28 protein-coding genes and 1 tRNA gene are annotated in these 24,777 nt (G+C 68.7%); 15 read left to right on the top strand and 14 right to left on the bottom strand.

What is annotated here, in order from left to right; all coding sequences use genetic code 11:
• Positions 1–76: 76 nt before the first annotated feature.
• The 6 genes from CON77_RS04300 to CON77_RS04275 form a co-directional block, all read right to left on the bottom strand.
• Positions 77–586, bottom strand: coding sequence for a hypothetical protein (locus CON77_RS04300; protein WP_101047908.1), 510 nt, complete (start codon positions 584–586; stop codon positions 77–79).
• Between the two features lie 86 nt (positions 587–672).
• The gene (locus CON77_RS04295; protein WP_101047907.1) at positions 673–1,017 is read right to left on the bottom strand and encodes a copper-binding protein; all 345 of its coding nucleotides are present in this window, start codon (positions 1,015–1,017) and stop codon (positions 673–675) included.
• Positions 1,018–1,026: 9 nt separating this feature from the next.
• Positions 1,027–1,506 carry a DUF411 domain-containing protein gene (locus CON77_RS04290; protein WP_439650521.1) on the bottom strand — a complete coding sequence of 160 codons (480 nt, stop codon included), beginning with the start codon at positions 1,504–1,506 and terminating at the stop codon, positions 1,027–1,029.
• Between the two features lie 26 nt (positions 1,507–1,532).
• Positions 1,533–2,018: a cupredoxin domain-containing protein gene (locus CON77_RS04285; RefSeq protein ID WP_439650520.1), complete on the bottom strand. Its 486-nt coding sequence runs from the start codon at positions 2,016–2,018 to the stop codon at positions 1,533–1,535.
• A 27-nt stretch (positions 2,019–2,045) separates the two neighbouring features.
• Positions 2,046–3,455, bottom strand: coding sequence for a multicopper oxidase family protein (locus tag CON77_RS04280; protein WP_101047905.1), 1,410 nt, complete (start codon positions 3,453–3,455; stop codon positions 2,046–2,048).
• Positions 3,456–3,471: 16 nt separating this feature from the next.
• Positions 3,472–4,584 carry a hypothetical protein gene (locus CON77_RS04275; RefSeq protein ID WP_101047904.1) on the bottom strand — a complete coding sequence of 371 codons (1,113 nt, stop codon included), beginning with the start codon at positions 4,582–4,584 and terminating at the stop codon, positions 3,472–3,474.
• Between the two features lie 138 nt (positions 4,585–4,722).
• Between CON77_RS04275 and CON77_RS04270 the strand changes: the two genes are divergently transcribed.
• A complete protein-coding gene (locus tag CON77_RS04270) occupies positions 4,723–5,409 on the top strand; it encodes a heavy metal response regulator transcription factor (protein ID WP_101047925.1) in 687 nt (228 codons plus the stop codon).
• Positions 5,409–6,800: a heavy metal sensor histidine kinase gene (locus tag CON77_RS04265; protein WP_369407338.1), complete on the top strand. Its 1,392-nt coding sequence runs from the start codon at positions 5,409–5,411 to the stop codon at positions 6,798–6,800. Before CON77_RS04270 ends, CON77_RS04265 begins: the two co-directional genes overlap by 1 nt.
• A 32-nt stretch (positions 6,801–6,832) precedes the next feature.
• On the opposite strand, the gene CON77_RS04260 is transcribed toward CON77_RS04265, so the two are convergent.
• Positions 6,833–7,684: a SirB1 family protein gene (locus CON77_RS04260; protein ID WP_101047902.1), complete on the bottom strand. Its 852-nt coding sequence runs from the start codon at positions 7,682–7,684 to the stop codon at positions 6,833–6,835.
• 3 nt (positions 7,685–7,687) lie between these two features.
• The gene (gene murJ, locus CON77_RS04255; RefSeq protein ID WP_101047901.1) at positions 7,688–9,250 is read right to left on the bottom strand and encodes a murein biosynthesis integral membrane protein MurJ; all 1,563 of its coding nucleotides are present in this window, start codon (positions 9,248–9,250) and stop codon (positions 7,688–7,690) included.
• A gap of 37 nt (positions 9,251–9,287) precedes the next feature.
• On the opposite strand from murJ, the gene CON77_RS04250 reads away from it, so the two are divergent.
• The 6 genes from CON77_RS04250 to CON77_RS04225 all read left to right on the top strand — a co-directional run bounded on the left by CON77_RS04250 (position 9,288) and on the right by CON77_RS04225 (position 13,899).
• On the top strand, positions 9,288–10,139 hold the full coding sequence (locus CON77_RS04250; protein WP_101047900.1) for a 3',5'-nucleoside bisphosphate phosphatase: 852 nt from the start codon (positions 9,288–9,290) through the stop codon (positions 10,137–10,139).
• Complete coding sequence (locus tag CON77_RS04245) at positions 10,136–11,032, top strand: DMT family transporter (protein ID WP_101047899.1); 897 nt, start codon at positions 10,136–10,138, stop codon at positions 11,030–11,032. Before CON77_RS04250 ends, CON77_RS04245 begins: the two co-directional genes overlap by 4 nt.
• A gap of 31 nt (positions 11,033–11,063) precedes the next feature.
• Positions 11,064–11,699 (top strand): L-threonylcarbamoyladenylate synthase, encoded by a 636-nt coding sequence (locus CON77_RS04240; RefSeq protein WP_101047898.1) that lies wholly within the window; start codon positions 11,064–11,066, stop codon positions 11,697–11,699.
• A 48-nt stretch (positions 11,700–11,747) separates the two neighbouring features.
• Positions 11,748–12,416: a site-2 protease family protein gene (locus CON77_RS04235; RefSeq protein ID WP_101047897.1), complete on the top strand. Its 669-nt coding sequence runs from the start codon at positions 11,748–11,750 to the stop codon at positions 12,414–12,416.
• Between the two features lie 40 nt (positions 12,417–12,456).
• Positions 12,457–13,752 carry a tryptophan--tRNA ligase gene (locus CON77_RS04230; protein ID WP_101047896.1) on the top strand — a complete coding sequence of 432 codons (1,296 nt, stop codon included), beginning with the start codon at positions 12,457–12,459 and terminating at the stop codon, positions 13,750–13,752.
• 56 nt (positions 13,753–13,808) lie between these two features.
• Positions 13,809–13,899 (top strand) — tRNA-Ser (locus CON77_RS04225).
• A gap of 163 nt (positions 13,900–14,062) precedes the next feature.
• Here CON77_RS04225 and rbp read toward each other — a convergent pair.
• The 5 genes from rbp to CON77_RS04200 all read right to left on the bottom strand — a co-directional run bounded on the left by rbp (position 14,063) and on the right by CON77_RS04200 (position 17,518).
• Positions 14,063–14,380, bottom strand: a complete 318-nt coding sequence (gene rbp, locus CON77_RS04220; protein ID WP_101047895.1) for an RNA-binding regulator — start codon at positions 14,378–14,380, stop codon at positions 14,063–14,065.
• 68 nt (positions 14,381–14,448) lie between these two features.
• The gene (gene infA, locus CON77_RS04215) at positions 14,449–14,718 is read right to left on the bottom strand and encodes a translation initiation factor IF-1 (protein WP_101047894.1); all 270 of its coding nucleotides are present in this window, start codon (positions 14,716–14,718) and stop codon (positions 14,449–14,451) included.
• A gap of 22 nt (positions 14,719–14,740) precedes the next feature.
• Positions 14,741–14,977, bottom strand: coding sequence for a hypothetical protein (locus CON77_RS04210; RefSeq protein ID WP_101047893.1), 237 nt, complete (start codon positions 14,975–14,977; stop codon positions 14,741–14,743).
• A 406-nt stretch (positions 14,978–15,383) separates the two neighbouring features.
• Positions 15,384–15,971: a putative pterin-binding protein gene (locus CON77_RS04205; RefSeq protein WP_101047892.1), complete on the bottom strand. Its 588-nt coding sequence runs from the start codon at positions 15,969–15,971 to the stop codon at positions 15,384–15,386.
• 413 nt (positions 15,972–16,384) lie between these two features.
• Positions 16,385–17,518: a threonine aldolase family protein gene (locus tag CON77_RS04200; protein ID WP_255408165.1), complete on the bottom strand. Its 1,134-nt coding sequence runs from the start codon at positions 17,516–17,518 to the stop codon at positions 16,385–16,387.
• Positions 17,519–17,643: 125 nt separating this feature from the next.
• On the opposite strand from CON77_RS04200, the gene CON77_RS04195 reads away from it, so the two are divergent.
• On the top strand, positions 17,644–18,417 hold the full coding sequence (locus tag CON77_RS04195) for an enoyl-CoA hydratase/isomerase family protein (protein WP_101047890.1): 774 nt from the start codon (positions 17,644–17,646) through the stop codon (positions 18,415–18,417).
• A 38-nt stretch (positions 18,418–18,455) separates the two neighbouring features.
• On the opposite strand, the gene CON77_RS04190 is transcribed toward CON77_RS04195, so the two are convergent.
• Positions 18,456–18,776 carry a 2Fe-2S iron-sulfur cluster-binding protein gene (locus tag CON77_RS04190; RefSeq protein ID WP_101047889.1) on the bottom strand — a complete coding sequence of 107 codons (321 nt, stop codon included), beginning with the start codon at positions 18,774–18,776 and terminating at the stop codon, positions 18,456–18,458.
• 186 nt (positions 18,777–18,962) lie between these two features.
• Between CON77_RS04190 and CON77_RS04185 the strand changes: the two genes are divergently transcribed.
• From CON77_RS04185 to CON77_RS04160, 6 genes are all read left to right on the top strand, one after another.
• A complete protein-coding gene (locus CON77_RS04185; protein WP_101047888.1) occupies positions 18,963–19,793 on the top strand; it encodes an enoyl-CoA hydratase/isomerase family protein in 831 nt (276 codons plus the stop codon).
• Entirely contained in the window at positions 19,794–20,543 is a 750-nt protein-coding gene (locus tag CON77_RS04180) for an SDR family oxidoreductase (RefSeq protein ID WP_101047887.1), read from the top strand.
• A complete protein-coding gene (locus CON77_RS04175; RefSeq protein WP_101047886.1) occupies positions 20,540–21,478 on the top strand; it encodes an alpha/beta hydrolase fold domain-containing protein in 939 nt (312 codons plus the stop codon). Before CON77_RS04180 ends, CON77_RS04175 begins: the two co-directional genes overlap by 4 nt.
• Positions 21,475–22,932: a hydroxymethylglutaryl-CoA synthase family protein gene (locus tag CON77_RS04170; RefSeq protein ID WP_101047885.1), complete on the top strand. Its 1,458-nt coding sequence runs from the start codon at positions 21,475–21,477 to the stop codon at positions 22,930–22,932. Before CON77_RS04175 ends, CON77_RS04170 begins: the two co-directional genes overlap by 4 nt.
• Positions 22,933–22,943: 11 nt before the next feature.
• Positions 22,944–24,146: an acetyl-CoA acetyltransferase gene (locus CON77_RS04165; RefSeq protein ID WP_101047884.1), complete on the top strand. Its 1,203-nt coding sequence runs from the start codon at positions 22,944–22,946 to the stop codon at positions 24,144–24,146.
• A gap of 14 nt (positions 24,147–24,160) precedes the next feature.
• On the top strand, positions 24,161–24,777 hold a 617-nt coding region (locus CON77_RS04160), incomplete at its 3' end, for an NAD(P)/FAD-dependent oxidoreductase (protein WP_232788399.1).

Genomic DNA, 24,777 nt, shown 5'->3' with positions numbered 1-24,777 from the left:
CGATCAGGCCCGGCAACGGGCCTTTTTCACGCCTGGGGCGGGCTTGAGCGGCTTGCCACCAGCCCGGCGGGGTCGTTCATTTCGGCGCTGCGGGCGCCTGGGCCCCGGCGGGCAGCCGGTCCATCATCATCTGCATCATGGACTCCATCATGTCCATGCGCTTTTCCAGCGTCTGCTGGCGATCGGCCATGTTGCCACCCATGCCTGCACCACTGGGCATGCCCGCCATGGGGCCTTTGCCGCCCATGCCGCCCATGTCTTTCATCATGGCCATGCCCTGCTGCATCAGCCGCATGTGCTCGGCCATCAGGGCTTGGCGCTCTTCGGGGGTTTTGGCCGCCACCATCTTGTCGTGCATGACTTGCATGGACTTCATGTGCTGGTCCATGTGGGCCATGCCGGCGGCGTTCTGTGCCGAAGCCGGCGCCGTCTGGGCGGGCGACTGCACCGGCGGCTTGACCGCCTGGGCCGGCGCCCCGGCATCGGCCGGATGGTGGTCTTTGTGCTCGTCGGCGCTTTGTGCCAGAGCCCCCAGCGCGGCGCTGGCCACACACAAGGCCACCAGGGTGTTGCGGATGTCGGTCATGGTTGTCTCCGGTTCGGGTCACATCACAATGGCGGCAGCGTGCAACGGGCAGCCACGGCCGCGGGGCACACCGATCGGGCCCACCGTCAGGGAGCGGACTGGATGTCCGACACCACCATTTTTTTGCCCTCCAGCGTGACCTGGAAGCGGATCTTGTCGCCCGGTTGGAGCTGGGCCAAGGCGGCTGGGTCCTGGGCGGCGAACACCATGGTCATGCCGGGCATGTCCAAGCTCGCGATGGGGCCATGCTTGATGGTGACCTTGCCGGCTGCAAGGTCTACCTTCTTCACCTCGCCTTCGGTCAGGTCGGCCGATGCGGGGGCGGCCGCGTGGGCGTGGTGGTCGGTGGCGGTTTGCGCCAGGCCACCGATGGGGACGGCGGTGCCCAGGGTCAAGGCCGCGATGGCGAGCATCTGCTGCAAGGGTGTCATGTCGGCTCCTTACGCGTACGATTTGAAAACTTGGGACGATCCGTCCCGCTGCACCAGCAGCACTTGGTAGGGATCGCGGCGGCCGCCGTAGGCGGGCCCGTCCATGCCGGGCGAGCCGATCGGCATGCCCGGCACCGCCAGTCCCAAGGCCTTGGGCCGGTCTTGGAGCAAACGCCGGATGTCGGCCGCGGGCACGTGGCCTTCGATCACATAGCCCTGCACCAGCGCGGTGTGGCAGGAGCCGAATTTCTGCGGCATGCCCAGACGGGCGCGGGCGGCGGTGTTGCCCCGGTCCTGGACGGTGACGGCAAAACCGTTCTGTTCCAGGTGGGCAATCCAGTCCTGGCAGCAGCCGCAGTTCGGGTCTTTCCAGACCTCGACCGGGGTGGCGGCGGGCTTGGCAGCCAGCGCCCAGGGGGTGGCTGCCAGGGCGGCCATGCCCAGCAAGCAGGCACGGCGGGTGGGGTTCAAAGGGAAGCGGGTTTTCATGGCATGGGCCTTTCCTGGGCGCGGCTTCAGGGCTTGCCGACGCGGATCGCCCCCTTCATGCCGCCCTCGTAGTGGCCAGGCATGAGGCAGCCAAAGTGGACGGTGCCGGCTTGGGTGAACTTCCAGACGATTTCGCCCTGCTGGCCCGGCGCCAGGGTGACTTTGCCGGGCTCGTCGTGCTCCATGTCCGGGAATTTCTTCATCACCTCCAAGTGTTCGAGCAGGTCTTTTTCGGTGCCCAAGCTCATTTCGTGCTTGATCTGGCCGCTGTTCTTGACGACGAATCGGATGGTCTCGCCCCGCTTGACGCGGATCTGGGCGGGCGTGTAGCGCATGGTGTCGTTCATGTCGACGGTGATGGTGCGCACGACCTGGGCCGCGACGCCGGGCTGGCCGATGGCGGTTTCGGCACCGCCGTGGCCGTGGCCACCCGCGTGGTTGCCGGCGGCGAGCGCGGCGCCAGACCCGGCCAGGGCCAGCATGGCGATGAAGGAAAGGATGGAGTGGCGCATGGGTTTCATGGGAAGGAACAACACAGGTCAGTGGCCGCCGTGGGCGTGCGGCTTGCGTGCTTGGAGTGGCGCGGTGGCCAAAGGTTTCTGACTGGGTGCGGCCGATGGGGTCGTGCCGTTGGGCGGGCGCAGCGGCTGCCCCACCGGGCCGGTGTATTCGCGGGCCACGCTGCCTGCGGGGTGCTGGAACCAGCCCTGATCCGAATAATCGCCGGGTTTCTGGTCTTTCCGGACCTTGAGCACGCTGAACATACCGCCCATCTCCAACGCACCGAAGGGCCCGGTGCCGCTCATCATGGGGGCGGTGTTGTCGGGGATGGGCATTTCCATCTCGCCCATGTCGGCCATGCCGCGCTCGCCCATCAGCATGTAGTCGGACACCACTTTCTGGATTTTGCCGACTAGGCCGCGGTGGTCAACACCGATCATGGTGGGCACCGCGTGCCCCATGGCGCCCATGGTGTGGTGGCTCTTGTGGCAATGGAAAGCCCAGTCGCCCAGCTCGTCGGCCACGAACTCCACCTGCCGCATCTGGCCCACCGCCACATCGACGGTGACTTCGGGCCAGCGGCTGGCCGGCGGGGTGGGCCCGCCATCGGTGCCGGTGACGGTGAATTCGTGCCCATGCACGTGGATGGGGTGGTTGGTCATGGTCAGGTTGCCCACCCGGATGCGGACCTTGTCGTTCAAGCGCACGTTCAGGCTGTCGATGGCCGGGAACACGCGGCTGTTCCAGCACCAGATGTTGAAGTCGGTCATGGTGTTGACCTTGGGCGTTTTGCTGCCGGGCTCCACGTCGAAGGCGTTGAGCAGGAAGCAGAAGTCGCGGTCCACCTCGCCGATGTGCGGGTGTGGGGTCTTGGGGTGGGTGATCCACATGCCCATCATGCCCATGGCCATCTGCACCATTTCGTCGGCGTGCGGGTGGTACATGAAGGTGCCGGGGCGGCGGGCTTCAAACTCATACACAAAAGTTTTACCGACCGGAATGTGCGGCTGCGTCAGGCCGCCCACACCGTCCATGCCGCTGGGCAGGCGTTGGCCGTGCCAGTGGACGGTGGTGTGTTCGGGCAACCTGTTGGTGACGAAGAGTCGAACCCGGTCGCCTTCGACCACCTCGATGGTGGGCCCGGGGCTCTGGCCGTTGTAGCCCCACATGTTGACCTTGAAGCCGGGCGCGACTTCGCGCACCACGGGCTCGGCCACCAGGTGAAATTCCTTCACGCCCTGGTTCATGCGCCAGGGCAGGGTCCAGCCGTTGAGCGTGACCACCGGGTTGTAGGGCCGGCCGGTGTGGGGCACCAGGGGCGGCGCGGTGGCGACCGAGGTCTGGATCACGGGCTCGGGCAAGCCGGCCAGGGCCGCGCGGGCCACGGACGCACCGGCCACCGTGGCCAGGGCACCGGCGAAGAATTGGCGTCGGGAAGGGGAAGACATGTTCGGATGGGCTTTCTCAGTGCGCGGCTGGGCTGGCGGCTTCGGCCGCGCCGCCGCCCAGGCTCACCAGGGGATCGGGCAAGCCCCCCAGCAACAGCCAGTGCAGGTCGATCTGGGCGATTTCAAAATCGCGCTGGGCGGCGATGGCACTGGCCACGGCGAGGGACTGGCTCTGGGCGGCGCCCAGCAACTCCCAGGTGCTTTTGAGCATGCCGTTGTAGTGCAGCACCGTTTCGTCGGTAACGAAGGTCTTGAGGTTGAGCACGTCGTCGCGGGCGCTGCGCGCGATGGCGTGGGCGCCCTGGTAGGCCTCGAAGGCCACAGGGGCCAGGGCTTGGTGTGCCAGGGCACTGGCGCGGGGCAGTTGGGCTTGGATGCGGGCCTGGCGCTGCTGGAACTCGGCTTCGCTCAGGGTGCCGCTCGGTGGTTCGGGCAACTGGTCTGGCAGGGCCGCCACCGCGTGGAGGCCGGCGAGCTGCAGGACCTTGAGCAAGCGGGCCTGGGCCTGGGTGGCCGCGACCTGTGCACGCCGCAGGTCCGTCTGCGCGGTGGCCAGGGCCAGTTGCGCCGGGGTGTTTTGCAGGGCGCTCCAATTGCCCACTTGCACCATCCGGCGGCCCAATTCGCTGGCGGCGTGGGCCGCCTCCTGGGCAGCGCGCAGGTGTTGCACCGCCTGACGGCTGGCCACGGCCTCGGTCCAGGCTTTGCGTGCCTGGACTGCGACCTCGACAACTTCGTCAAAATCCTCGACACGCCGGATCACGCCGGGTTCCAGCTCCAGCCAGCGGCCCTGGGCGATCCGGTCCACGTTCTGGGCGCCCAGGCGGGCCAGGGGGCGCTGCAGATCGCGGTGCGCGTGCCAAGCCTGGCGCACGGCCGCTTCGGCGGTAGCCAAAGCCAGCCCTGCCGGCGACTGGGCCGTGGCGACACCACCGGTCTGCGGCGCTTGGGCCCGCTCCCACTTCAGCACGTCGGCGTGGCCGCGTGGGAACTGGCCGACCGCGTCGTTGGCCTCGCGCCATGCCCGTGCCGCATCGGCACCGGTCGCCTGGGCCCACCCCAGTACCGGCCAGCACAGCAGACCCAGCAACCAGGGCCGCAGCGGCCCGAATCCATAAGAACCCCGCATACCGAGGACACCTTTCGGCTGTGAACAAGGCCCCGATTGTGGGTCCGCCCCCTGACCGCAACATGGCCCGAAGATTACAAATTCGTCATCTGCCGGCCCGGCGGGCGGGTGGACAATCGCACCCAGGAGTGGCCCCGCATGAAAGTACTGATCGTCGAAGACGAAGCCAAGGCCGGCGAATACCTGCAGCAGGGGCTGCAGGAAGCAGGCTTCACCGTGGACTGGGTCAACAACGGCAGCGACGGCCTGCACGCGGCCCGCACAGGGCACCACGACCTGCTCATTCTGGACGTGATGTTGCCCGGGCTCAACGGCTGGCAGGTGCTGCAGCGCTTGCGCCAGGATGGGCATGAAATGCCGGTGCTCTTCCTGACCGCCCGCGACGAGGTGGAAGACCGGGTCAAGGGACTGGAACTGGGCGCCGACGACTACTTGGTCAAGCCATTTTCCTTCGCCGAACTGCTGGCCCGGGTGCGCACCCTGTTGCGCCGCGGCCGCACCGGCACCGAACCCACCACCCTGCAGGTGGCCGACCTGGTGCTGGACCTGCTGCGCCGCCGGGTCACCCGCGGGGGCCAGCGCATCGACCTGACGGCCAAGGAGTTCGGGCTGCTGGAGTTGCTGATGCGGCGCCAGGGCGAGGTGCTGCCGCGCTCGCTGATCGCCTCGCAGGTGTGGGACATGAATTTCGATTCCGACACCAACGTCATCGAAGTGGCCGTGCGCCGCCTGCGCTCGAAGATCGACGACGGGCACGAACCGAAGCTGATCCAGACCGTGCGCGGCATGGGCTACGTGCTGGAACACCCGACCGCCACGGCATGATGCCCCGGCTGCCCCTCACCGTCCGCCTGACCGGCTGGTACGTGCTGGCGTCCGCCGTGCTCTTGCTGGGCATGGCGGCCTTCATGTCGGCGGCCATCACCCGCCACTTTTCCGAGCTGGACCGCGACACCCTGCAGGACAAGATCCACCTGGTGCAAGGCCTGGCGGCGCACGCGGCCTCGTGGGAACAGCTGCGCGAACGGCTCCACGTTGCACTGCAGAACCACCCCGGCCTGTACGTGCGCATCGACGCCGGCCCGGGCCCCGCGCTGTACGCGCCCGCGGATGTGGAGTTTCCCCCCACCTTGCTGCAGCAAGCCCCCAGCGCCATCCACGACAACGCCCTGGTGAACTGGCACGACGGCCACGCCAGCTACCAAGGCATCGCGGCCCCGCTGTCGGGGCCGGCCCTGCCCGACCAGACGCGGGTGATCGCCGCCATCGACACCGCCCACCACGCCCACTTTCTGGCCGACTTGCACCAGTCCCTGTGGCTGTACCTGCTGCTGGGGGTGGGGGTGAGCGGCCTGCTGGGGTGGTGGGCCGCCCGCGCCGGCCTGCGGCCACTGCGCCGCATGCAGGCCCAGGCGCAACGGGTCACGGCCCATCGGCTGGACCAGCGCATGGACGTGGAGGCCATCCCGCCGGAACTGGCCAATCTGGCCCACTCCCTGAACGACATGCTGCAGCGCCTGCAAGGCGACTTCGAGCGCCTGAGCGATTTTTCTTCCGACCTGGCGCACGAACTGCGCACCCCGCTCAACAACCTGCTGACCCAGACCGAGGTGGTGCTGTCGCGCAGCCGGGAACTGGGCACCTACCGCGACACGCTGGCGTCCAACCGCGAGGAGTTGCAGCGCCTGGCGCGCACGGTCAGCGACATGCTGCTGCTGGCCAAGGCCGAGAACGGCTCGCTGGCCATCCCCCACCCCACCACCATCGACCTGGCCCACGAGGTACAGGCCCTGTTCGACTTCTACGAAGCCCTGGCCGAAGACCGCCAGGTGCGCCTGGTGCTGCAAGGGCAGGCCCAGGTCACCGGCGATGCCCTGATGCTGCGCCGTGCCATCGGCAACCTGTTGTCCAACGCGCTGCGCCACGCCCAAGCCCACAGCGACATCGTGGTGCAACTCCAGCCCCACCCCGAAGGCGGCGTGCACATCGGCGTGCGCAACCAGGGCGACACCATCGCCCCCGACGTGCTGCCGCGCCTGTTCGACCGTTTTTTCCGGGCCGACAAAGCGCGGGTGCACCTCGACTCCGATGGCGCGGGTCTGGGCCTGTCGATCACGCAGGCCATCGCCCAGGCGCACGGCGGCCGGGTGCACGCCAGCTCGCTCGCCGGCTGCAACACCTTCACCATCGAGTTGCCGTCACACCCACGGCCCTGAGCCCACCGCGCCGCGGCCCCGCCGGCCGAGGCTCAGTGCTGGTCCCGGCGCAAGCTGGCCAGCCGTTCGGCCACGGCATCGGCATCGACCGGGCCGTCGGTGTGGGCCAGGTAGGCTTCCAGATCGGGCACGGCCTGGTCCGGCTGGCCCAGTTCGGCCCAGGCCAGGCCGCGGTCGCGCACGTCGTTCCAAGCATCGGGCAGCAGCACCACCAGCCGGTCCAGCACCGCGATCAGGCGCGGCCAGTCCTCCTGGGCGCTGTGGATTTCCTTGAGGTTGCGCAACACCCGCGCCAGGATGTCGCGCGGTGGGGCCGACTGCAGGTACAGGCCCACCGGCACGTCGAACTCGTCGACCAGGCCGTTGCGCCGCTTGAACGGCTCCAGCCGCTCCGACAAGTCCTCGCGGCCGAGCGACTGACCGGTGAACGGGTCTATCACCACCTGGCCCTGCGGCAGGTGCACTTTCACCATGAAGTGCCCGGGAAAATTGACCCCACGGGCCTGCAGCCCCAGGCCCTGCGCCAGCTCCAGCCACAACACCGCCAGACTGATGGGAATGCCGCGCCGGCTGCGCAGCACCACGTTCAGGTAGCTGTTGTCCGGGTCGTGGTAATGGTTGACATTGCCACCGAAACCCAGGTCGCGGAAAAAGAACTGGTTGAGCAGGCGCAGCCGCTGCAGGGGCCCGGCGTCGGGTGGCAGGCGGCGGCGCAGGCGCGCCAGCAGCTGGTCCACCTCGCCCAGCACGGCCTGCACGTCCAGGTCGGGGTACTCGTCCATGGCCACGGCGACCGTGGCCTCCAGCAACGGAAAACCCTCGTCCTCCTGCACCAGGGCGGTGAAGTAGTCGAGCGGGGAAGGGACTTGCAGGGGCCAGCGCATGGCTTACTTTCGCACAAACTGGCGCAGCTGCACACCGGCCAGCAGCAGCACCCCGAAATACACCGCCACCGCACCCAGCACGCTCAGCCCCAGGGTGGCGATGCGCCCCGCCACGTGGACGTCGCGCACCCAGTCCACCCGGCCACCGGCCCACAGCAGGTAGACCGACAGCAGGGCGCCAGCGGCCACCACCTGCAGCACAAAGCGCCCCCAGCCCGGCTGCGGTCGGTAGGCCCCGCGCCGGCGCAAACCCAGCAGCAACCAGGTGGCGTTCAACAACGCCCCCAAGCCGATGGACAACGCCAGCCCGGCGTGGGCCAGATAGGGCACCAGCAGCGCGTTCAGAGCCTGGGTACAAACCAGCACCACCACCGCGATCTTGACCGGCGTCCGGATGTCCTGGCGCGCGTAAAAGCCCGGAGCCAGCACCTTGATGGCGATCAAGCCGATCAGACCCACGCCGTAGCCCATCAGGGCCAGCGCGGTTTGCCGCACGTCGCCCGCGGTGAAGGCGCCGTAGTGGTACAGCACCGCCACCAGCGGCTGGGCGAAGGTCAGCAGCGCGATGGCGCAGGGCACGGCCAGCAGCACCACCCAGCGCAGGCCCCAGTCGAGCAGGCCACTGTAGCGCTCGGCGTCGTCGGCGGCGCGCGCGGCCGACAACTGCGGCAGCAGCACCACCCCCAAGGCCACGCCCAGCATGGCGGTGGGGAACTCCATCAGCCGGTCGGCGTAGGTCAGCCAGCTCACGCTGCCGGTGACCAGGTGCGAAGCGATCTGGGTGTTGATGAGCAGCGAGATCTGCGCCACGCTCACGCCCAGCAAGGCCGGCAGCATGAGGGTGGTGATGCGCTGCGTGCCCGGGTGGCGCCAAGCGGCGCGCACCGCGCCCCACGACAGGCCGATGCGCGGCAGCAGCCCCAAGCGCTTGAGCGCCGGCAACTGCACGCCCAGCTGCAGGGCGCCGCCCAGCATCACCCCGCCGGCCAGGGCGTAAATCGGCTCCCAGCCCTGGGCCGCGAACCAGGGCGCGCCCCAGCCGGCCGCGCCGATCATGGCCACGTTGAGCAGCACCGGGGTGGCCGCCGGCACGGCAAACCGCTTCCAGGTGTTCAACACCCCCGCCGCCAACGCCACCAGCGACATGAAGCCGATGTAGGGGAACATCCAGCGGGTGAGCACCACCGCCACGTCAAAACCCTGCGGGTTTTGCTGCAGGCCGGCGGCCATGGCCCACACCAGCACCGGCGCGGCGGCCACGCCCAGCACGCAGGTGGCCGTCAGCGCCCAGGCCAGCACCGTGGCCACCTGGTCGATCAGCAGCTGGGTGGCGGCGTCGCCGTCTTTTTCGCGGCTGGCGGCCAGCACCGGCACAAAAGCCTGGCTGAAGGCCCCTTCGGCGAACAACCGGCGCAGCAGGTTGGGGATGCGGAAGGCGACGTTGAAGGCGTCGGTCAGGGCGCTGGCGCCGAAGGTGGCGGCGATGAGCAGTTCCCGCACCAGTCCCGTGATGCGGGACGCCAGGGTGAGCAGGGAAACGAGCGAGGCGGATTTGAAGAGCGACACGGCAGGAGTTTAGCCGGCGCCCTAAAATGGATTCGATATGAGCATTTTGAACGCCGACCTCCACTGCCACTCCACCGTGTCCGACGGCACCCTGACGCCCGAGGCCCTGGCCACCCGCGCCCACGCCAACGGGGTGGAGCTGTGGGCGCTGACCGACCACGACGAGGTCGGCGGCCAGCACCGCGCCCGCGCGGCGGCGCAGGCGCTGGGCCTGCGCTACCTGACCGGGGTGGAAGTGTCGGTGACCTTCGCCAGCGTCACGGTGCACATCGTCGGCCTGGGCTTCGACCCCGACCACCCGGCCCTGCTGCAAGGCCTGGCCGCCACCCGCGGCGGCCGTGGCGAGCGCGCCCAGGAAATGAGCGAACAACTGGCCAAGGCCGGCATCCCCGGCGCCTACGAAGGCGCGCTCAAGTACGTGGGCAACCCAGAGCTGATCTCGCGCACCCACTTCGCGCGCTTTCTGGTAGAAAGCGGCGTGTGCCGCGAAACCAACGAGGTGTTCCGCAAATACCTGACCGAAGGCAAACCCGGCTTCGTGCCGCACCGCTGGGCCAGGCTGGGCGACGCGGTGCGCTGGATCCGCGAGGCCGGCGGCGTGGCCGTGATCGCCCACCCGGCGCGCTACAGCCACAGCGCCACCCAGGAATACGCGCTGTTTTCCGAATTCAAGGAACACGGCGGCCAGGGGGTGGAGGTGGTCACCGGCAGCCACGCCCCCAGCGAATACGGCAAGTACGCCGACCTGGCCCTGGAATTCGGCCTGGCCGCCTCGCGCGGCAGCGACTTCCACAGCCCCGACGAAAGCCACACCGACCTGGGCGCCCTGCCCTACCTCGAAGGCCGCCTCACCCCGGTGTGGGAGCTGATCGCCGACCGCGTGCAGTGAGCGGCCACGTCTATGCCCGCCCCCTGCAGGGGGTGGTGTTCCTCGTCCTGGCGGTGGCCTGCTTTGCCACGCTGGACACCTCGGTCAAGGTGCTCGGCGCCAGCGTCTCGGTGTTGCTGGTGGTGTGGTTCCGCTACCTGTTCCAGGCGGTGGTCATGGCCGGGTTCGTGCTGCCCACCCGCGGCTGGCGCTCGCTGCGCACCCGCCACCCCTGGCTGCACCTGCTGCGCGGCGCCTTACTGTTGTTGGTCAGCACCCTGGGCTTCATCAGCCTCGGCTACATGCCCATCGGCGAGTTCACCGCCATCGTCATGCTGACGCCGCTGGTGGTCACGCTGCTGGCGGCGGTGTTCCTGAAAGAGCCCGCCAACCTGCTGCGCTGGGCGCTGGTGCTGGGCGGCTTCGGCGGGGCGCTGCTGGTGATCCAGCCCACCGGGCAGGCCATCGGCTGGGCCGTGGCGCTGCCCCTGGTGATGACGCTGGCCTACGCGGTGTTCCAGATCCTGACCAGCCGCATGACCCGCACCGAAGACGCGATGACCCTGCACTTCTACACCGGCTGGGTCGGCGCCCTGCTCATCAGCCTGGCACTGCCATGGGTCTGGCAAAGCATCGACGACCTGCGCACCGCCGCCCTGCTGGGGCTGGCCGGGCTGATGGGCACCGTCGGCCACTTTTTGCTGATCCAGGCCTTTGCCCGGGCCCCGGCCGGGGTGCTGGCACCCTACCTGTACGTGCAGATCGGCTTCGCGCTGTTCGCCGGCTGGCTGGTGTTCGACCACGTGCCGGGCACGCTGGAGTGGTGGGGCATCGCCCTGATCGCGGCCTGCGGCGCCACCATGGCCTGGCTGTCGGCCCGCGCGCCGCAGACCGCCCGACCTGCGCGCCCCTGACCGCGACCGCGCGGAGTGGGACAATCGCCCCATGTCGCAGTTTTTCGAAGTCCACCCCGACAACCCCCAGGCCCGCTTGCTGAAGCAGGCCGCGCAGTTGCTGCACAAAGGCGGCGTGCTGGCCGTGCCCACCGACTCCAGCTACGCCCTGGTCTGCCACCTGGACGACAAGGCCGCCGCCGACCGGCTGCGCCGCATCCGCGGGGTGGACGACAAGCACCACCTGACGCTGCTGTGCCGCGACCTGAGCGAACTGGCCAGCTACGCCCGGGTGGACAACCGCCAGTACCGCCTGCTCAAGCTGGGCACCCCCGGCGCCTACACCTTCGTGCTGGAGGCCAGCAAAGAGGTGCCGCGCCGCGTCAGCCACCCCTCGCGCAAAACCATCGGCCTGCGCGTGCCCGAGCACCGCGCGCTGCAGGAGCTGCTGGCCCTGCACGGCGGCCCCCTGCTGGCCACCACGCTGATTCCCCCGGACGACACCGAGCCGCTGAACGACGCGCACGAAATCCGCGAACGCTTCGAGCACGAACTCGCCGGCGTGATCGACGCCGGGGCCTGCCCCCTGGCCCCCACCACGGTGATCGACCTGACGCCCATGGACAGTGGCGACGAGCCGGCCGTGCTGCGCGAAGGCGCCGGCCCGCTGTCCGCCCTGGGACTGTAAAACCGGCCCGCACACAGAGCGCGGCGCCCGGCCTGAGACAATCGCCCCATGGACTTCGCCCACATCATCCAGACGGTGGCCCTCTACGCCCTGCCGGTGCTGTTCGCCATCACCGTGCACGAGGCCGCCCACGGCTACGCCGCGCGCCACTTCGGCGACCCCACCGCGCACCTGCTCGGGCGCATCACCCTCAATCCGCTCAAGCACATCGACCCGGTCGGCACCATCGCCATGCCGCTGTTGCTGTACTTTGCCACCGCGGGAGCCTTCCTCTTCGGTTACGCCAAACCGGTGCCGGTGAACTTCGGTCGGCTGCGCCACCCCAAGCGCGACATGGTCTGGGTGGCCCTGGCCGGCCCCGGCGCCAACCTGGTGCAGGCGGTGCTGTGGGTGGTGTTGGGCTACCTGCTGGTGGCCGCTGGCGTGCAGGAACGTTTCTTCCTGGAGATGACCCGCGCCGGCCTCATGGTCAACCTGGTCATGTTCGCCTTCAACCTGTTTCCGCTGCCGCCCCTGGACGGCGGACGCATCCTCGTCGGCCTGTTGCCCATGCCCCAGGCCATGGCGGTGTCGCGCGTCGAGCCTTACGGTTTCTTCGTCGTGATGGCCCTGGTCGTCACCGGCGTGGTCGGCCAGTACTGGCTGCGCCCGCTGATGCGCCTGACCGCCAGCGCCATCGAACTGCTGCTGACGCCGCTGCGCTGGCTGCTGTTCTGACCCCCACCCGAATTTTCACGCTACCCTCCCTCGCCCCACCATGAGCCAAGTGCGCGTCCTCACCGGCATCAAACCCACCGGCACCCCCCACCTGGGCAACTACGTCGGCGCCATCCGCCCCACGGTGCGCGCCAGCCGCCAGCCGGGGGTGGACAGCTTCCTGTTCCTGGCCGACTACCACGCCATGATCTCCACCCAGGATCCGGGGCGGTTGCAACACTCCACGCTGGAGATTGCGGCCACCTGGATCGCCTGCGGCCTGAACCCGGCCGACGTGACGTTCTACCGCCAGTCGGACGTGCCCGAGATCCCGGAGCTGACCTGGTTTTTGACCTGCGTGTGCGGCAAGGGGCTGCTGAACCGCGCCCACGCCTACAAGGCGATGCTGGACAAGAACGCCGCCGCCGGCACCGAGCCGGACGACGGTGTGAGCGCCGGCCTGTTCATGTACCCGGTGCTGATGGCGGCGGACATTTTGATGTTCAACGCCCACCAGGTGCCGGTGGGGCGCGACCAGGTACAGCACATCGAAATGGCGCGCGACATGGCCAGCAGCTTCAACCACCTGTACGGCGAGCACTTCACCCTGCCCGACGCGGTGATCGAAGAGAGCGTGGCCACCCTGCCCGGCCTGGACGGCCGCAAAATGAGCAAGAGCTACGACAACGTGATCCCGCTGTTCGCGCCCCCGGAGCAGTTGCGCAAGCAGATCCTGGGCATCGTCACCGACTCCAAAATGCCAGGCGAGCCCAAGCAGACCGAAGGCTCGGCTCTGTTCCAGATTTACCAGGCCTTCGCCACGCCCGAAGAAACCGCCGCGTTCGCCCAAGCCTACGCCGACGGCATCGCCTGGGGCGATGCGAAACAACAGCTGTTCGAGCGCATCGACCGCGAAATCGCGCCCATGCGTGCCACCTACAACGGGCTGATGGCCCATCCGGAAAAGGTGGAAGCAATGCTGCAGGCCGGCGCGGTGAAAGCCCGCGCGGTGGCCACACCCTTCACGGCGCGGGTGCGGCACGCGGTGGGCCTGCGCCCGCTGCAGGCCCACGCCGCACCGGTTGCCGCCAAGGCCGACAAGGCCGCGTTGCCCACCTTCAAGCAGTACCGCGAGAAGGACGGGCTGTTCTACTTCAAGCTGGCCGACGCCAAAGGCCGGGTGTTGCTGCAAAGCGTGGGCTGCGCCTCGCCCAAAGACGCGGGGCAGGCCATTGCCCGACTGAAAACCCAGGGCTACGCCGCCTGCCCGGACCTGCACACCCTGGCACACGTGGCAGACGGCGCCAGCGCGACCGAGGCAGAAACCGCACTGCAAGCGCTGCGCGAGGCCGAATAAGCGGGGCTCGCGGCAACGCCCCGCGCGGTGCTGCTAGAATGCGAGCTTCGGCACCTGGAGAGATGGCAGAGTGGTCGAATGCGCGGGACTCGAAATCCCGTATACAGTTTTACTGTATCGAGGGTTCGAATCCCTCTCTCTCCGCCAGCAAGTCAAGGCCCCCGCACCGCGGGGGCTTTTTTATTTGGGCTTTGGCTCTTTTATCCAGGCAAAAGCAGATTCTCGACTTACAGGTGGTTCAGGTTTTCAAGGGGACTGCAACAATAAAAAAGCCAGCTTGCGCTGGCTCTTCTGGATCATCGGTGAGAGATCAATAGCTGCTGCGACGGGAGTCCCCGTAGCCACCACCGCCGTAACCCCCGGTGCGCGGGGGGCGGGCCTCCATCGGACGGGCGATGTTCACCGTCAGATCACGTCCGCCCATGTTCTGGCCGTGCATCCCACGGATGGCGGCTTCGGCTTCCTCGCTGCTGGACATCTCGACAAAGCCGAAGCCCTTGGAGCGACCGGTGTCACGCTCCATCATGACCTTGGCCGACTGGACATGGCCAAAGGACGAAAACTGTTGCTGCAGATCGTCGTCGCGAACCGAGTAAGACAGGTTGCCGACGTAAAGTTTGTTGCTCATTTGGGAGCCTTTCAGAAAAAGCGCCTCGCGAAATTGTGGGCGCAGATGGGAAACAGGGATGAAGAAAACTACCGCCTGCGCTTGAACGCGGGGGCTCCCGCAGGGCGGGGCTGACGGTTTTCAATGTGGCGGAAGGTGATTCGGCCTTTGGAGAGGTCGTAAGGCGACATCTCCAGTGTGACGTTGTCGCCCGCCAGAATGCGGATCCGGTGCTTGCGCATCTTCCCGCCGGTGTAGGCGATCAACTGGTGGCCGTTGTCCAAGGTGACGCGGTAACGGGAGTCGGGCAGCATTTCATCCACCTTGCCCTGCATTTCGATGAGTTCTTCCTTGGCCATAGAGCCTCCTTGAATGTGCGGGTTAGGCCAGCGAAGCGGGGTTGAGCAACCAGTAGCGGCCTTGCGCGGCGGCGTACATCAGGGCGCTGTCTTGCGTCTTGAACTCGGGCTTGAAGGTGTAGACACGGTCGTATGTCTGGCTGCCTTGGCCTCTCTGGATGGAGAGCAGGGCGGTGTGTCGATCGCTGCCGTTGGAACGGCTGATCGGTGTGATCCGAAAATTGCCGACGGCAAACGGATGGGCGCTGGAAAATGGCATTAAATCAAATGATGTTCGGGTCTTGTGGCCCGGATTCATGCCGTCACGAAATGCAACGGTGCATGAGTGCCGGCGACCTCGTGAAGGTCACCAGAGTGAAGCTTGCCTGGGGAAAAGTCAGACCACTGAAAAATCCACAACGAAACGGTGGCAGTGGAGGTGTGCGGTTTTGGGGTACCGCTGCCCGGATCGAAACTGGCTGCAGCACGGATAAGCAAAATTGCTGCAACCTAGGTAATGTAGACCTTTTCGCATTGCTGCGCAAGCTTTTTCCTGACTGATTCGAACAACGCAGGCATGCCCGCTTTGGGGGGGCTGTTCAACCCTGGGGAAAAATCAAACCATCCAACCACATCTCAGAGAACCGTTTGCCAGGAACGGCGACCACCGCGCGCTTGGTTGGGCCTCAGCCTGGGGCCACGTCGATGTAATAAACCCCCCAGGGGCACAAGCCAAAGCGCTCTTTAAGGGGCTTGTCTTTGAAAGCGGCCAGCCGGTCCGCATCGTACACCGCCCACTGGGGGCCCAAGCTGCCCAGCCCCATCGGTTGGCCGTCGATGTGGGTGGCCAAGATCATGCGGTAGGCCGCCACATCGGCCACGCTGATCATGACGTTGTACCCGTCCACCGCGCGCATGCCCAAGCGCAGGCCGGGGTCGGGTTTGACGCCTGCGGCCGACAGCACGCTGAGCAGCGTCGGGCCACTGAGGATGTGCTCTTTCGCGTCGTACTCCAAGGTGGGGCGGATGCTGACCTTGGGCAATTTTTGCAAAGCCGCTGCATCGAAGGTGTGGGCCTGGCCAAACCTGACGCCATGCTTGAACAGCATCTGGTCCAGCTCCGGGTCCAACGCGGGCCGATTGCCCTTGGGCACCAAACCGCCCACGGTCAACAGGGTCGGGCCTGGCCTGGCCGTGGCAGCCAGCGCAGGCGTGGACGGCAAGCTGCCAACCCCGATCAGGGCAGAAGCACTCAGGAAATCACGTTTGTTCATGCAAGCTCCAGTGGTGTATGACGCCGTTCCGGCGGTGGCGCAGCGACCGGCATTGTGGGGCGGCGGGTCGAATTCCGAGTTTTACAACAAGATCCGGGCATCGGGCTGCGCGCGCTGCAGGCACACAGCCAGCCAGAGCCCCCTTCAGCCGCGTCGATCCGAACAAGCACCTTGCACCGATGGCACATGCACGGGTCTTGGACCGCCTCTGCGTGAACCGGTGTCCGACCCGTTGACACAAAAAATTCGGACACTCCCGACCACGGCGGCATCCTGGTTGTGGGCTGGTTGGTTGCACTGCCAGTGGCCAACGGCCTGGCCCGCTGGTGGCCTGCCAGGCTTACCGCCCTGCTGACTTCGGCCGCCGGCACGGGCACGGTGGCAGTGGCGCGGGCGTGCCCCGCCCGACCTGGCTAGCGGCGGACCCAGCGCGTGGCACAGTCGAGCAGCGCTTCGACGTCTGCATCGCTGGTGGCGAACGAAGCGACCAGGCGCACCAAGACCTCATCGTCCCCCAGGCGGTGCCCGCTGGGCAGGGCGGCGGGATTCCAGTCGTAAAAATGGGCTCCGGCCTGCCGCAAGCCCTGGGCCAAGCACCGGGGCATGCGCAGAAACACCTCGTTGGCTTCGGTGGGCCAGGCCAGGCCCACCTGGGGCAAGGCCACCATGCCCGACGACAGCCGCTGGGCCTGCCGGTTGGCCTGACGGGCCAGCGTCAACCAATGCCCGTCCTCCAGCCAGGCGTGGATCTGTGCGCCCAGAAAGCGGCTCTTGGACAGCAAATGGCCGGAACGTTTGCGAATGTGCTGGATGGGGGCAGACAGCGCGCGGTTGAAGACGACGATGGTCTCCACGCCCATGCACCCGTTTTTGGTGGCGCCCAGGGTCATAACATCCACCCCCGCCCGGTGGGTGGCTGCGGCCGGCGAAACCCCCAGGGCCGCGACCGCATTGGCAAAGCGCGCGCCATCCATGTGCACCGGGAGTCCATGCGCGTGGGCCACGGCGGTCAGCGCGGCCACTTCCTCCACGCGGTAGACGAGCCCGGCTTCGGTGGCCTGGGTGATGCTGACCGCCCCGGCCTGCGGGTTGTGCGGCATGTCCTGGCCCTGCCGTGCCAGGTGGGCTTGCAGATCCGCGGCCAGCAGCCGAGGACCGTCACTGGGCACCCCCACCGTGCGGGCGCCCCCGGTGAAAAATTCCGGGGCGGTGGATTCGTCCACGGCCACGTGCGCCTGTTCATGGGCCAGCACGAGCTGCCAGGGTCGGACCATGGCCGCCAAGGCGATGCAATTGGCGGCCGTGCCACTGGCGACGAAATACGCCTCCAGGTCGGTTTCAAAGACTTCGCGCAAACGGGCCACCGCCCTCTCGGTCCAGGCATCGTGGCCGTAACCCGATGAGGCACCCTGGTTGGCCTGGGCCAGCGCGTGCATCACACGCTCGGAGCATCCGCTCTGGTTGTCGCTGCCAAATTCCACCGTGTTCCACCCAACTCTCAAAGAAAATCCATCCCTCGAAGGCGCACCGCCGCCTGACCAGGGCATGGGGCGCCACCGGCAAGGGGCCTGTCCACAGCCCCGAGGATAACCACCGGCTACCTCAACCCACACAGGACTTGGAAAAACTGGAGGGGTCGTTTAACCTGACAGTTTTGCACGCCCGAGTCGCCATGGTGCCTGATTGCCTGCTTGTCGAACGCCGCGAAGGCACCCTGTGGCTCCGCCTGAACCGGCCGGACGCCTTGAACGCCTTGGATGGCGCGCTGGTGGCTGCCCTGGATGCGGCACTGGTCAGCGCCGAAGACGACGCGTCCGTGCAATCGGTGGTCATCACCGGCAGCGGACGGGCCTTTTGTGCCGGTGCCGACCTGAAGGCCCTGCAGGCCGAAGGCCAGACCGACAACTTTCTGGCACGCTTGAACGCGACCTTCAACCGCCTGGAACGCTTGCCCAAACCCGTGGTGGCCATGGTCAATGGACTGGCGCTGGCAGGTGGTCTGGAGCTGATCTTGTGCTGCGACCTGGTCTTGGCGGCGCACAGCGCGCGCTTGGGCGATGGGCACGCCAACCACGGTCTGATCCCCGGGGCGGGTGCCTCGGCGCGCTTGCCCCGTGTGGTCGGCCCGAACCGGGCCAAGCACCTGTTTTTCACCGGTGAAACCGTGCCGGCCGAGGCACTGGTCGGCCCCGGGCTGGTGAACGAAGTGGTGGAGGACACGCAGCTCCTCGCCGTGACCGCCCGCCTGGTGGCCGGCATCAACGCCAAAAGCCCCTTGGGATTGCGGCGCATGAAGGCCTTGGTCCACGACGGCCTGCAACGCCCGTTGGACGCGGCCTTGCAGCTGGAGGCCGAGACGCTGCGCGCCCACCAGTCCAGCCACGACATGCGCGAGGGCCTGGCGGCGTTCCAGGCCAAACGCCCGCCGCGCTTCACCGGGCGCTGAAGCGCACACCGGCCCGCCACCAGGCCTGGGCGGCGAGTTCAGGCCTGCTCGGCCGGCAGCTCCACACACAGGCCGTCCAGCGCCGGCTGCACCTTGATCTGGCAGCACAGGCGGCTGGTGGGGCGCTCGTCCAGCACCGCCTCCAACATGAAGGTTTCGGTGGCCGACTTGTCGGGCAAATGCGCGCTCCAGGCCGGGTCGATGTAAGCGTGGCAGGTGGCGCAGCTGCAGGCGCCGCCGCAGTCGCCCAGGATGCCGGGCACCGCGTTGTCCAGGGCCACCTGCATCAGGTTGCGCCCAACGGGGGCTTCGGTCTCGTAGCGCTGGCCCAAGTGGTCAACAAAAACAATTTTTGGCATGGTGTCTCCTGGCGAAATGGGTGCAGCACCCGGTGTTGACATAGTCCGTCCTGTCGGACTATTATTGCACACAGGCCCACCAAAAAACACCCACAGGAGACGACATCCCGGCCGCCCGACTGCCCCCCGCGCAGGCCTCGGCGGCCGAGCCATCGGCCCCTGTCTTACCCCCCAGACTGGACGCACATGCCCACCTCTCTCCCTCCGCCCCCCGACACCTCCATCGCCGACGGTCCCGTGCTGCTGCACACAGACGCCGACGGCGTGGCCCACGTGCACCTGAACCGCCCCGGCTCGGCCAACGGCATGGACCTGGCGCTGCTGCGCGCCCTGCACGACGCACTGCTGCAGGTGCACGGCGACGGGCGCGTGCGGGCCGTGCTGCTCACCGGCGAAGGCAAAAACTTCTGCGCCGGGGGCGACGTGCACACCTTCCTGGCCAAAGGCGAGGCCTTGCCGGACTACATCCGCGTCGTCACCTCGGCGCTGCAGGCGGTCGCGTCGCTGCTGATCCGTTTGAACCCGCCGGTCGTGACCGCGGTCCAGGGCTTTGCCGCCGGCGGCGGCGGCATGGGGCTGGTGTGCTCGTCGGACTTCGTGGTGGCGGGCGAATCGGCCAAATTCCTGGCCGGCGCCACCCGGGTGGCGATGGTGCCGGACGCGGGCGTGTCGGTCACCCTGACACAGCTGGTCGGCTTGCGCAAAGCCACCGAAATCCTGATGCTCAACCCCGTGATCGGCGCCGCCGAGGCGCTGGCCATGGGCCTGGTGACCCGGGTGGTGGCCGACGACCGCCTGCACGCCGAGGCGCTGGCCCTGGCGCAACAACTGGCGCAGGGCGCGCCGGCGGCGCTGGCCAACACCAAGCGCCTGCTGTGGAGCGGTCTGGGCCAAGGGGTGGAGCAGGCCATGCCCGAAGAAAACCACACCCAAGCGCGCCTGTCGGGCACGGCCGACGCGCGCGAGGGCCTGTCGGCCGTGATCGAAAAGCGGTCCCCGATTTTCACGGGGCGCTGAATGGCCACCCCGAACGCAAGCCACCCGCCACTGCGCCGCGCACTGGTGACGGGTGGGGCCAGTGGCATCGGTTGGGCGGTGGTGCAGCGCTTGCGGCAGCAAGGCCTGGCGGTGGTGCTGGCCGACCTGGACGGCGAAGCCGCCGAGCGCCGCGCCGCGACCTGCGACGCCACCGCGGTTGCGCTGGACGTGACCGACTTTGAGCGGGTGCGCACGGCGGTCGAGGCCCACGGGCCGTTCGACGTGCTGGTCAACGCCGCCGGGGCCGACCAGCACGCCTTCTTCACCCACACCACCCCAGCCGACTGGCGGGGCCTGCTGGCCGTCAACCTGGAGGCGGTGCTGAACACCACCCACGCCGTGTTGCCAGCGATGCAAGCGGCGGGCTATGGCCGCATCGTGAACGTCGCCTCGGAGGCCGGGCGCCTCGGCTCCCGGGGCGGAGCGGTTTACGCCGCCGCCAAGGGCGGGGTGATCGCGTTCACCCGCTCGATCGCCCGTGAAAACGGGCGGCAGGGCATCACCGCCAACGTGGTCGCGCCGGGGCCGATCGACACCCCGATGGTGCACCGGGGGGTGGCCGCCCAAGGCGAGAAGTTGTTGCACGCGATGACCGGCGCCACCCTGGCCGGCCGCCTGGGCACCCCAGACGAGGTCGCCGCGGCCGTGGCGTTTTTGGCCTCCGAGGCGGCCGGCTTCATCACCGGCGAGGCCTTGGGCGTGTCGGGCGGCATGGGGTGCGGCGCATGAGCCGGCCCCACCCCGACCCGGTGGAGGCCGTGGTCGCACGCGTCCGCGCCACCTACGCCCGCTGGGGCCGCGACACCCCCGTGGCCCAGATGCGGACCGACTGGGACGCCCTGTTCGACACCCCGGTGGACGCCACGGTGACGCCGGTCGATGCCGGCGGCGTGCGCTGCGCGTGGGTGCAGGCCCCGGACACGCGCAGCGACCGCACCGTGGTCTACCTGCACGGCGGCGGGTTCCAGGTCGGTTCGCTCGCTTCGCACCGCGAACTCATGGCAGCGCTGTCCGCGGCCAGCGGGGTGCGGGTGTTGGGCGTGGACTACCGGATGACGCCCGAACACCGCTACCCCGCGCCGGTGCAAGACGGGCTGGCGGTGATGCGCTGGCTGCAGGCACAGGGCGTGACCGGCCCACACACCGCCGTGGCCGGCGACTCGGCCGGTGGCGGCCTGGCCCTGGCCCTGCTGCTGGCGCTGCAAGGCGCCGGCCAGCCCAGGCCGGCGGCCGCCTGGGTCATGTCCGCGTGGACGGACATGACCGCCTCCGGCAGCAGCTACACCACACGGGCGGCGCTGGACCCGATCCACCAGCGGCCCATGATGCTGGCGCTGGCGCGGAACTACCTGGGCCAGGCCCACAACCCGCGCGACCCGATGGCCTCGCCGCTGCTGGCCGCGCCCGACGCCCTGGGCGCGCTGCCGCCCCTGCTGTTGCAGGTGGGCGAGCGCGAAACGCTGGTCAGCGACTCCGAAGACCTGGCGCAGCGGGTGGGCGAGGCTGGCGGCCAGGCGCAGTGCCAGATCTGGCCCGGCATGGTCCACGTGTTCCAGCAGTACCCCGCCGACCTCCCCGATGCCCGCCTGGCCCTCGCCGCCGGCGGGCGGTTTTTGGCCACACACCTGGGTGTGGCGCCCACCCCCACAAGGAGTCCGACATGATCGGCATCACCGCCTACGGCGGCTACATCCCCCGACTGCGGCTGCTGCGCCAGGCCGTGACCGAGGCCAACGCCTGGTACGCCCCGCACCTGTGCGGCCGCCAGGGCAGCCGCTCTGTGGCCAACTGGGACGAAGACAGCGTGACCCTGGCCGTGGCCGCCGCCCGGGACTGCCTGGGCGCGGAGCGCCAGCACCTGCGCGGGCTGCTGCTGGCCTCCAACACCCTGCCCTTTGCCGAACGCCTGAACGCCGGTATCGCCGCCGGTGCCCTGCGGCTGGACGAATCGATCGAAACCCTGGACCTCTGCGGCACACCGCGCATCGGGCTGTCGGCGGTGTCCCAGGGCCTGGCCCGGGCACGGGCCGGGCTGGGCCACACCCTGGTGCTGGCGGCGGACCAGCGCCAAACCCGGGCGGGCAGCACCCAGGAACTGGATTACGGCGACGGCGCCGCCGCGCTGGTGCTGGGCGACGGACCGGTGCTGGCCGAATGGCTGGGCAGCGGCACCGTGTCGGTGGACTTCATCGACCACTTCCGGGCCACGGGCGCGACGGTGGACTACCACTGGGAAGAGCGCTGGGTGCGCGAAGAAGGCGTGGGCCGCCTCGTGCCCCAGGCGATCCGCCAGGCGCTGGCCCACGCCGGGGTGGCCCCGTCCGCGGTGGACCATTTCATCTGCCCCACCCCCTTTGCCAAGCTGGACGCGCAGCTGGCACAGGCCTGCGGTCTGCCGGCGGGTGCGGTGGTGGACAACCTGGCCCAGAGCGTGGGCGACACCGGCACGCCACACGCCCTGTTGATGCTGGCCCACACGCTGGAGCGGGCCCAACCCGGCGCGGTGGTTGTGGTGGCGCAGTTCGGCAGCGGGGCCGAGGCCCTGGTGTTTCGGGTCACCGAGGCGGTGCGCGCCTTCCGCCCGGCGCGGGGTGTGTCCGGGTGGCTGGCACGCGGCACCCCGGAGCGGCATTACAGCAAATTTCTGGCCTTCAAAGGGCTCCTGGCCCTGGAGCGCGGCATGCGCGGCGAGCAGGACAAAAAAACCGCCCTCAGCACCGCCTGGCGGCACCGCAGCGCCTTGCTCGGTCTGGTGGGCGGGCGTTGCCGGGTCAGCGGCAGCGTGCACTTCCCGCCCAGCCGGCTCTCGCTCGACCCCGGCCAGCCCTTGCTGGACACCCAGGAACCCCACCCGCTGGCCGACCGGGCCGCGCGCGTGCTGAGCTGGTCGGCCGAATACCTGTCCTGGCACCCGGCGCCACCGCACCACTACGGCCAGATCGACTTCGAAGGCGGCGGCCGCCTGTTGATGGATTTCACCGACCTGGACGTGGGCGAGGTGGACACCGGCACCGCCATGGACCTGGTGTTCCGCATCAAAGACGTGGACGACCGGCGCGGCTTCACCCGCTATTTCTGGAAAGCCACCCCGGTGCGCAACGTTCCTTCCCAACCCTGACGGGAGCCCCCATGGCCACAGGCATCAAGAACAAAGTCGTCATCCTCGGCATGGGCTGCTCGCAGTTCGGCGAGCGCTGGAACGCCAGCCCCGAGGACCTCATGGTCGAGGCCTACACCGAGGCGATGGCCGACGCCGGCATCGCCCCCGAACAGCTCGACGCCGCCTGGTTTTCCACCCACATGGACGACGTCGGCACCGGCCGCGGCGGCACGCCCATGGGCATCGCGCTGCGGCTGCCCAACATCGGGGTGACGCGGGTGGAAAACTTTTGCGCCGGCGGTTCCGAAGCCATCCGTGGCGCGGTGTACGCGGTGGCGGCCGGCGCCTGCGACATCGCCATCGCGCTGGGCGTGGAAAAACTCAAGGACACAGGCTACGCCGGCTTGCCCGTGGCCACGGTGGGCACCTACATACCGCAGTGGTACCCGAACGCGGTGGCGCCGGCCAACTTCGCCCAGCTGGCCAGCGCCTACCGCCACCAACACGGGGTGGACGCCGCCCTGCTCAAGCGCGCCCTGGCGCACGTGTCGGTCAAAAGCCACGCCAACGGCGCCAAAAACCCCAAGGCCCACCTGCAAAAACCGATCACCGAGGAGCAGTGCCTCAAGGCCCCGATCATCGCCGCGCCGCTGGGCCTGTACGACTGCTGCGGCGTGTCCGACGGCGCGGCGGCGGTGATCGTGACCACGCCGGACATCGCGCGCGGCCTGGGCAAGCGCGACCCGGTCGCGTTCAAGGCCCTGCAGCTGGTCACCTCCAACGGCTGGGAAATGCAGGGCAACGGCTGGGACGGCAGCCACGTCCACACCACCCGCGTGGCCGCCCGCCGGGCCTATGCCGAGGCCGGACTGGAACGCCCGCGCGAGCAACTGAGCCTGACCGAGGTGCACGACTGCTTCTCCATCACCGAACTGGTCACCATGGAAGACCTGGGGCTATCCGAGCCGGGCAAAGGCTACCGCGACGTGCTGGACGGCGCCTTCGACGCCGAGGGCCGTCTGCCCTGCCAGATCGACGGCGGGCTCAAATGCTTCGGCCACCCGATCGGGGCCAGCGGCATCCGCATGCTGTACGAGGTGTACCTGCAGCTGCAGGGCCGCGCCGGCCCGCGGCAACTGTCCCAGCCCAGCCTCGGGCTCACCCACAACCTGGGCGGCCAACCGTCGCAGAACGTCTGCTCGGTGTCCATCGTCGGCCTGTGGGACGCCTGATCCCACCCCCTCCCATGAACCCCACCCCACGCCCCATGCACTCCACCCCTGGACTTGTCATCGTCGGCGCCGGCCACGCCGGCAGCGAACTGGCCCTGGCCGCGCGCCAACAAGGCTGGACCGGCGACATCCTGCTGCTCGGCGACGAGCCGGACCTGCCCTACCAACGCCCGCCCCTGTCCAAGGCCTACCTGCTGGGCCAGACCGACGCCGCGGCCCTGGCCTTGCGCCAGCCCGAAGCCTACGCCACCGCCGGCGTCCGCGTGCGTCTGGGCACACGGGTCCGGGCGATTCACCGCGCAGCGCACACGGTCGAACTGACCGACGGCGAACGCATCCCCTACGCCAAGCTGGCCCTGTGTACCGGCGGGCGGGCCCGCCCCTGGGTGTGCGAAGGCATGGACCCCGAGCACCCGCCCAGCAACCTGCTGTCCCTGCGCACCCGGGCCGACGCCGACGCGCTGCGGGCGGGCCTGCGGCCCGACAGCCGGCTGGTCGTGGTGGGCGGCGGTTACATCGGGCTGGAGGTGGCAGCGTCCGCCCGCAGCCTGGGCGCCCAGGTCACGGTGCTGGAGGCACAACCGCGCCTGCTGGCCCGGGTGGCCGGGCAGGCCATGTCCGATTTCGTCGC

The sequence above is a fragment of the Macromonas nakdongensis genome (genome assembly GCF_002837145.1).
In the GTDB taxonomy this organism is placed as follows: domain Bacteria; phylum Pseudomonadota; class Gammaproteobacteria; order Burkholderiales; family Burkholderiaceae_C; genus Macromonas_B; species Macromonas_B nakdongensis.
This window is presented reverse-complemented; position numbering and strand designations above follow the sequence as displayed.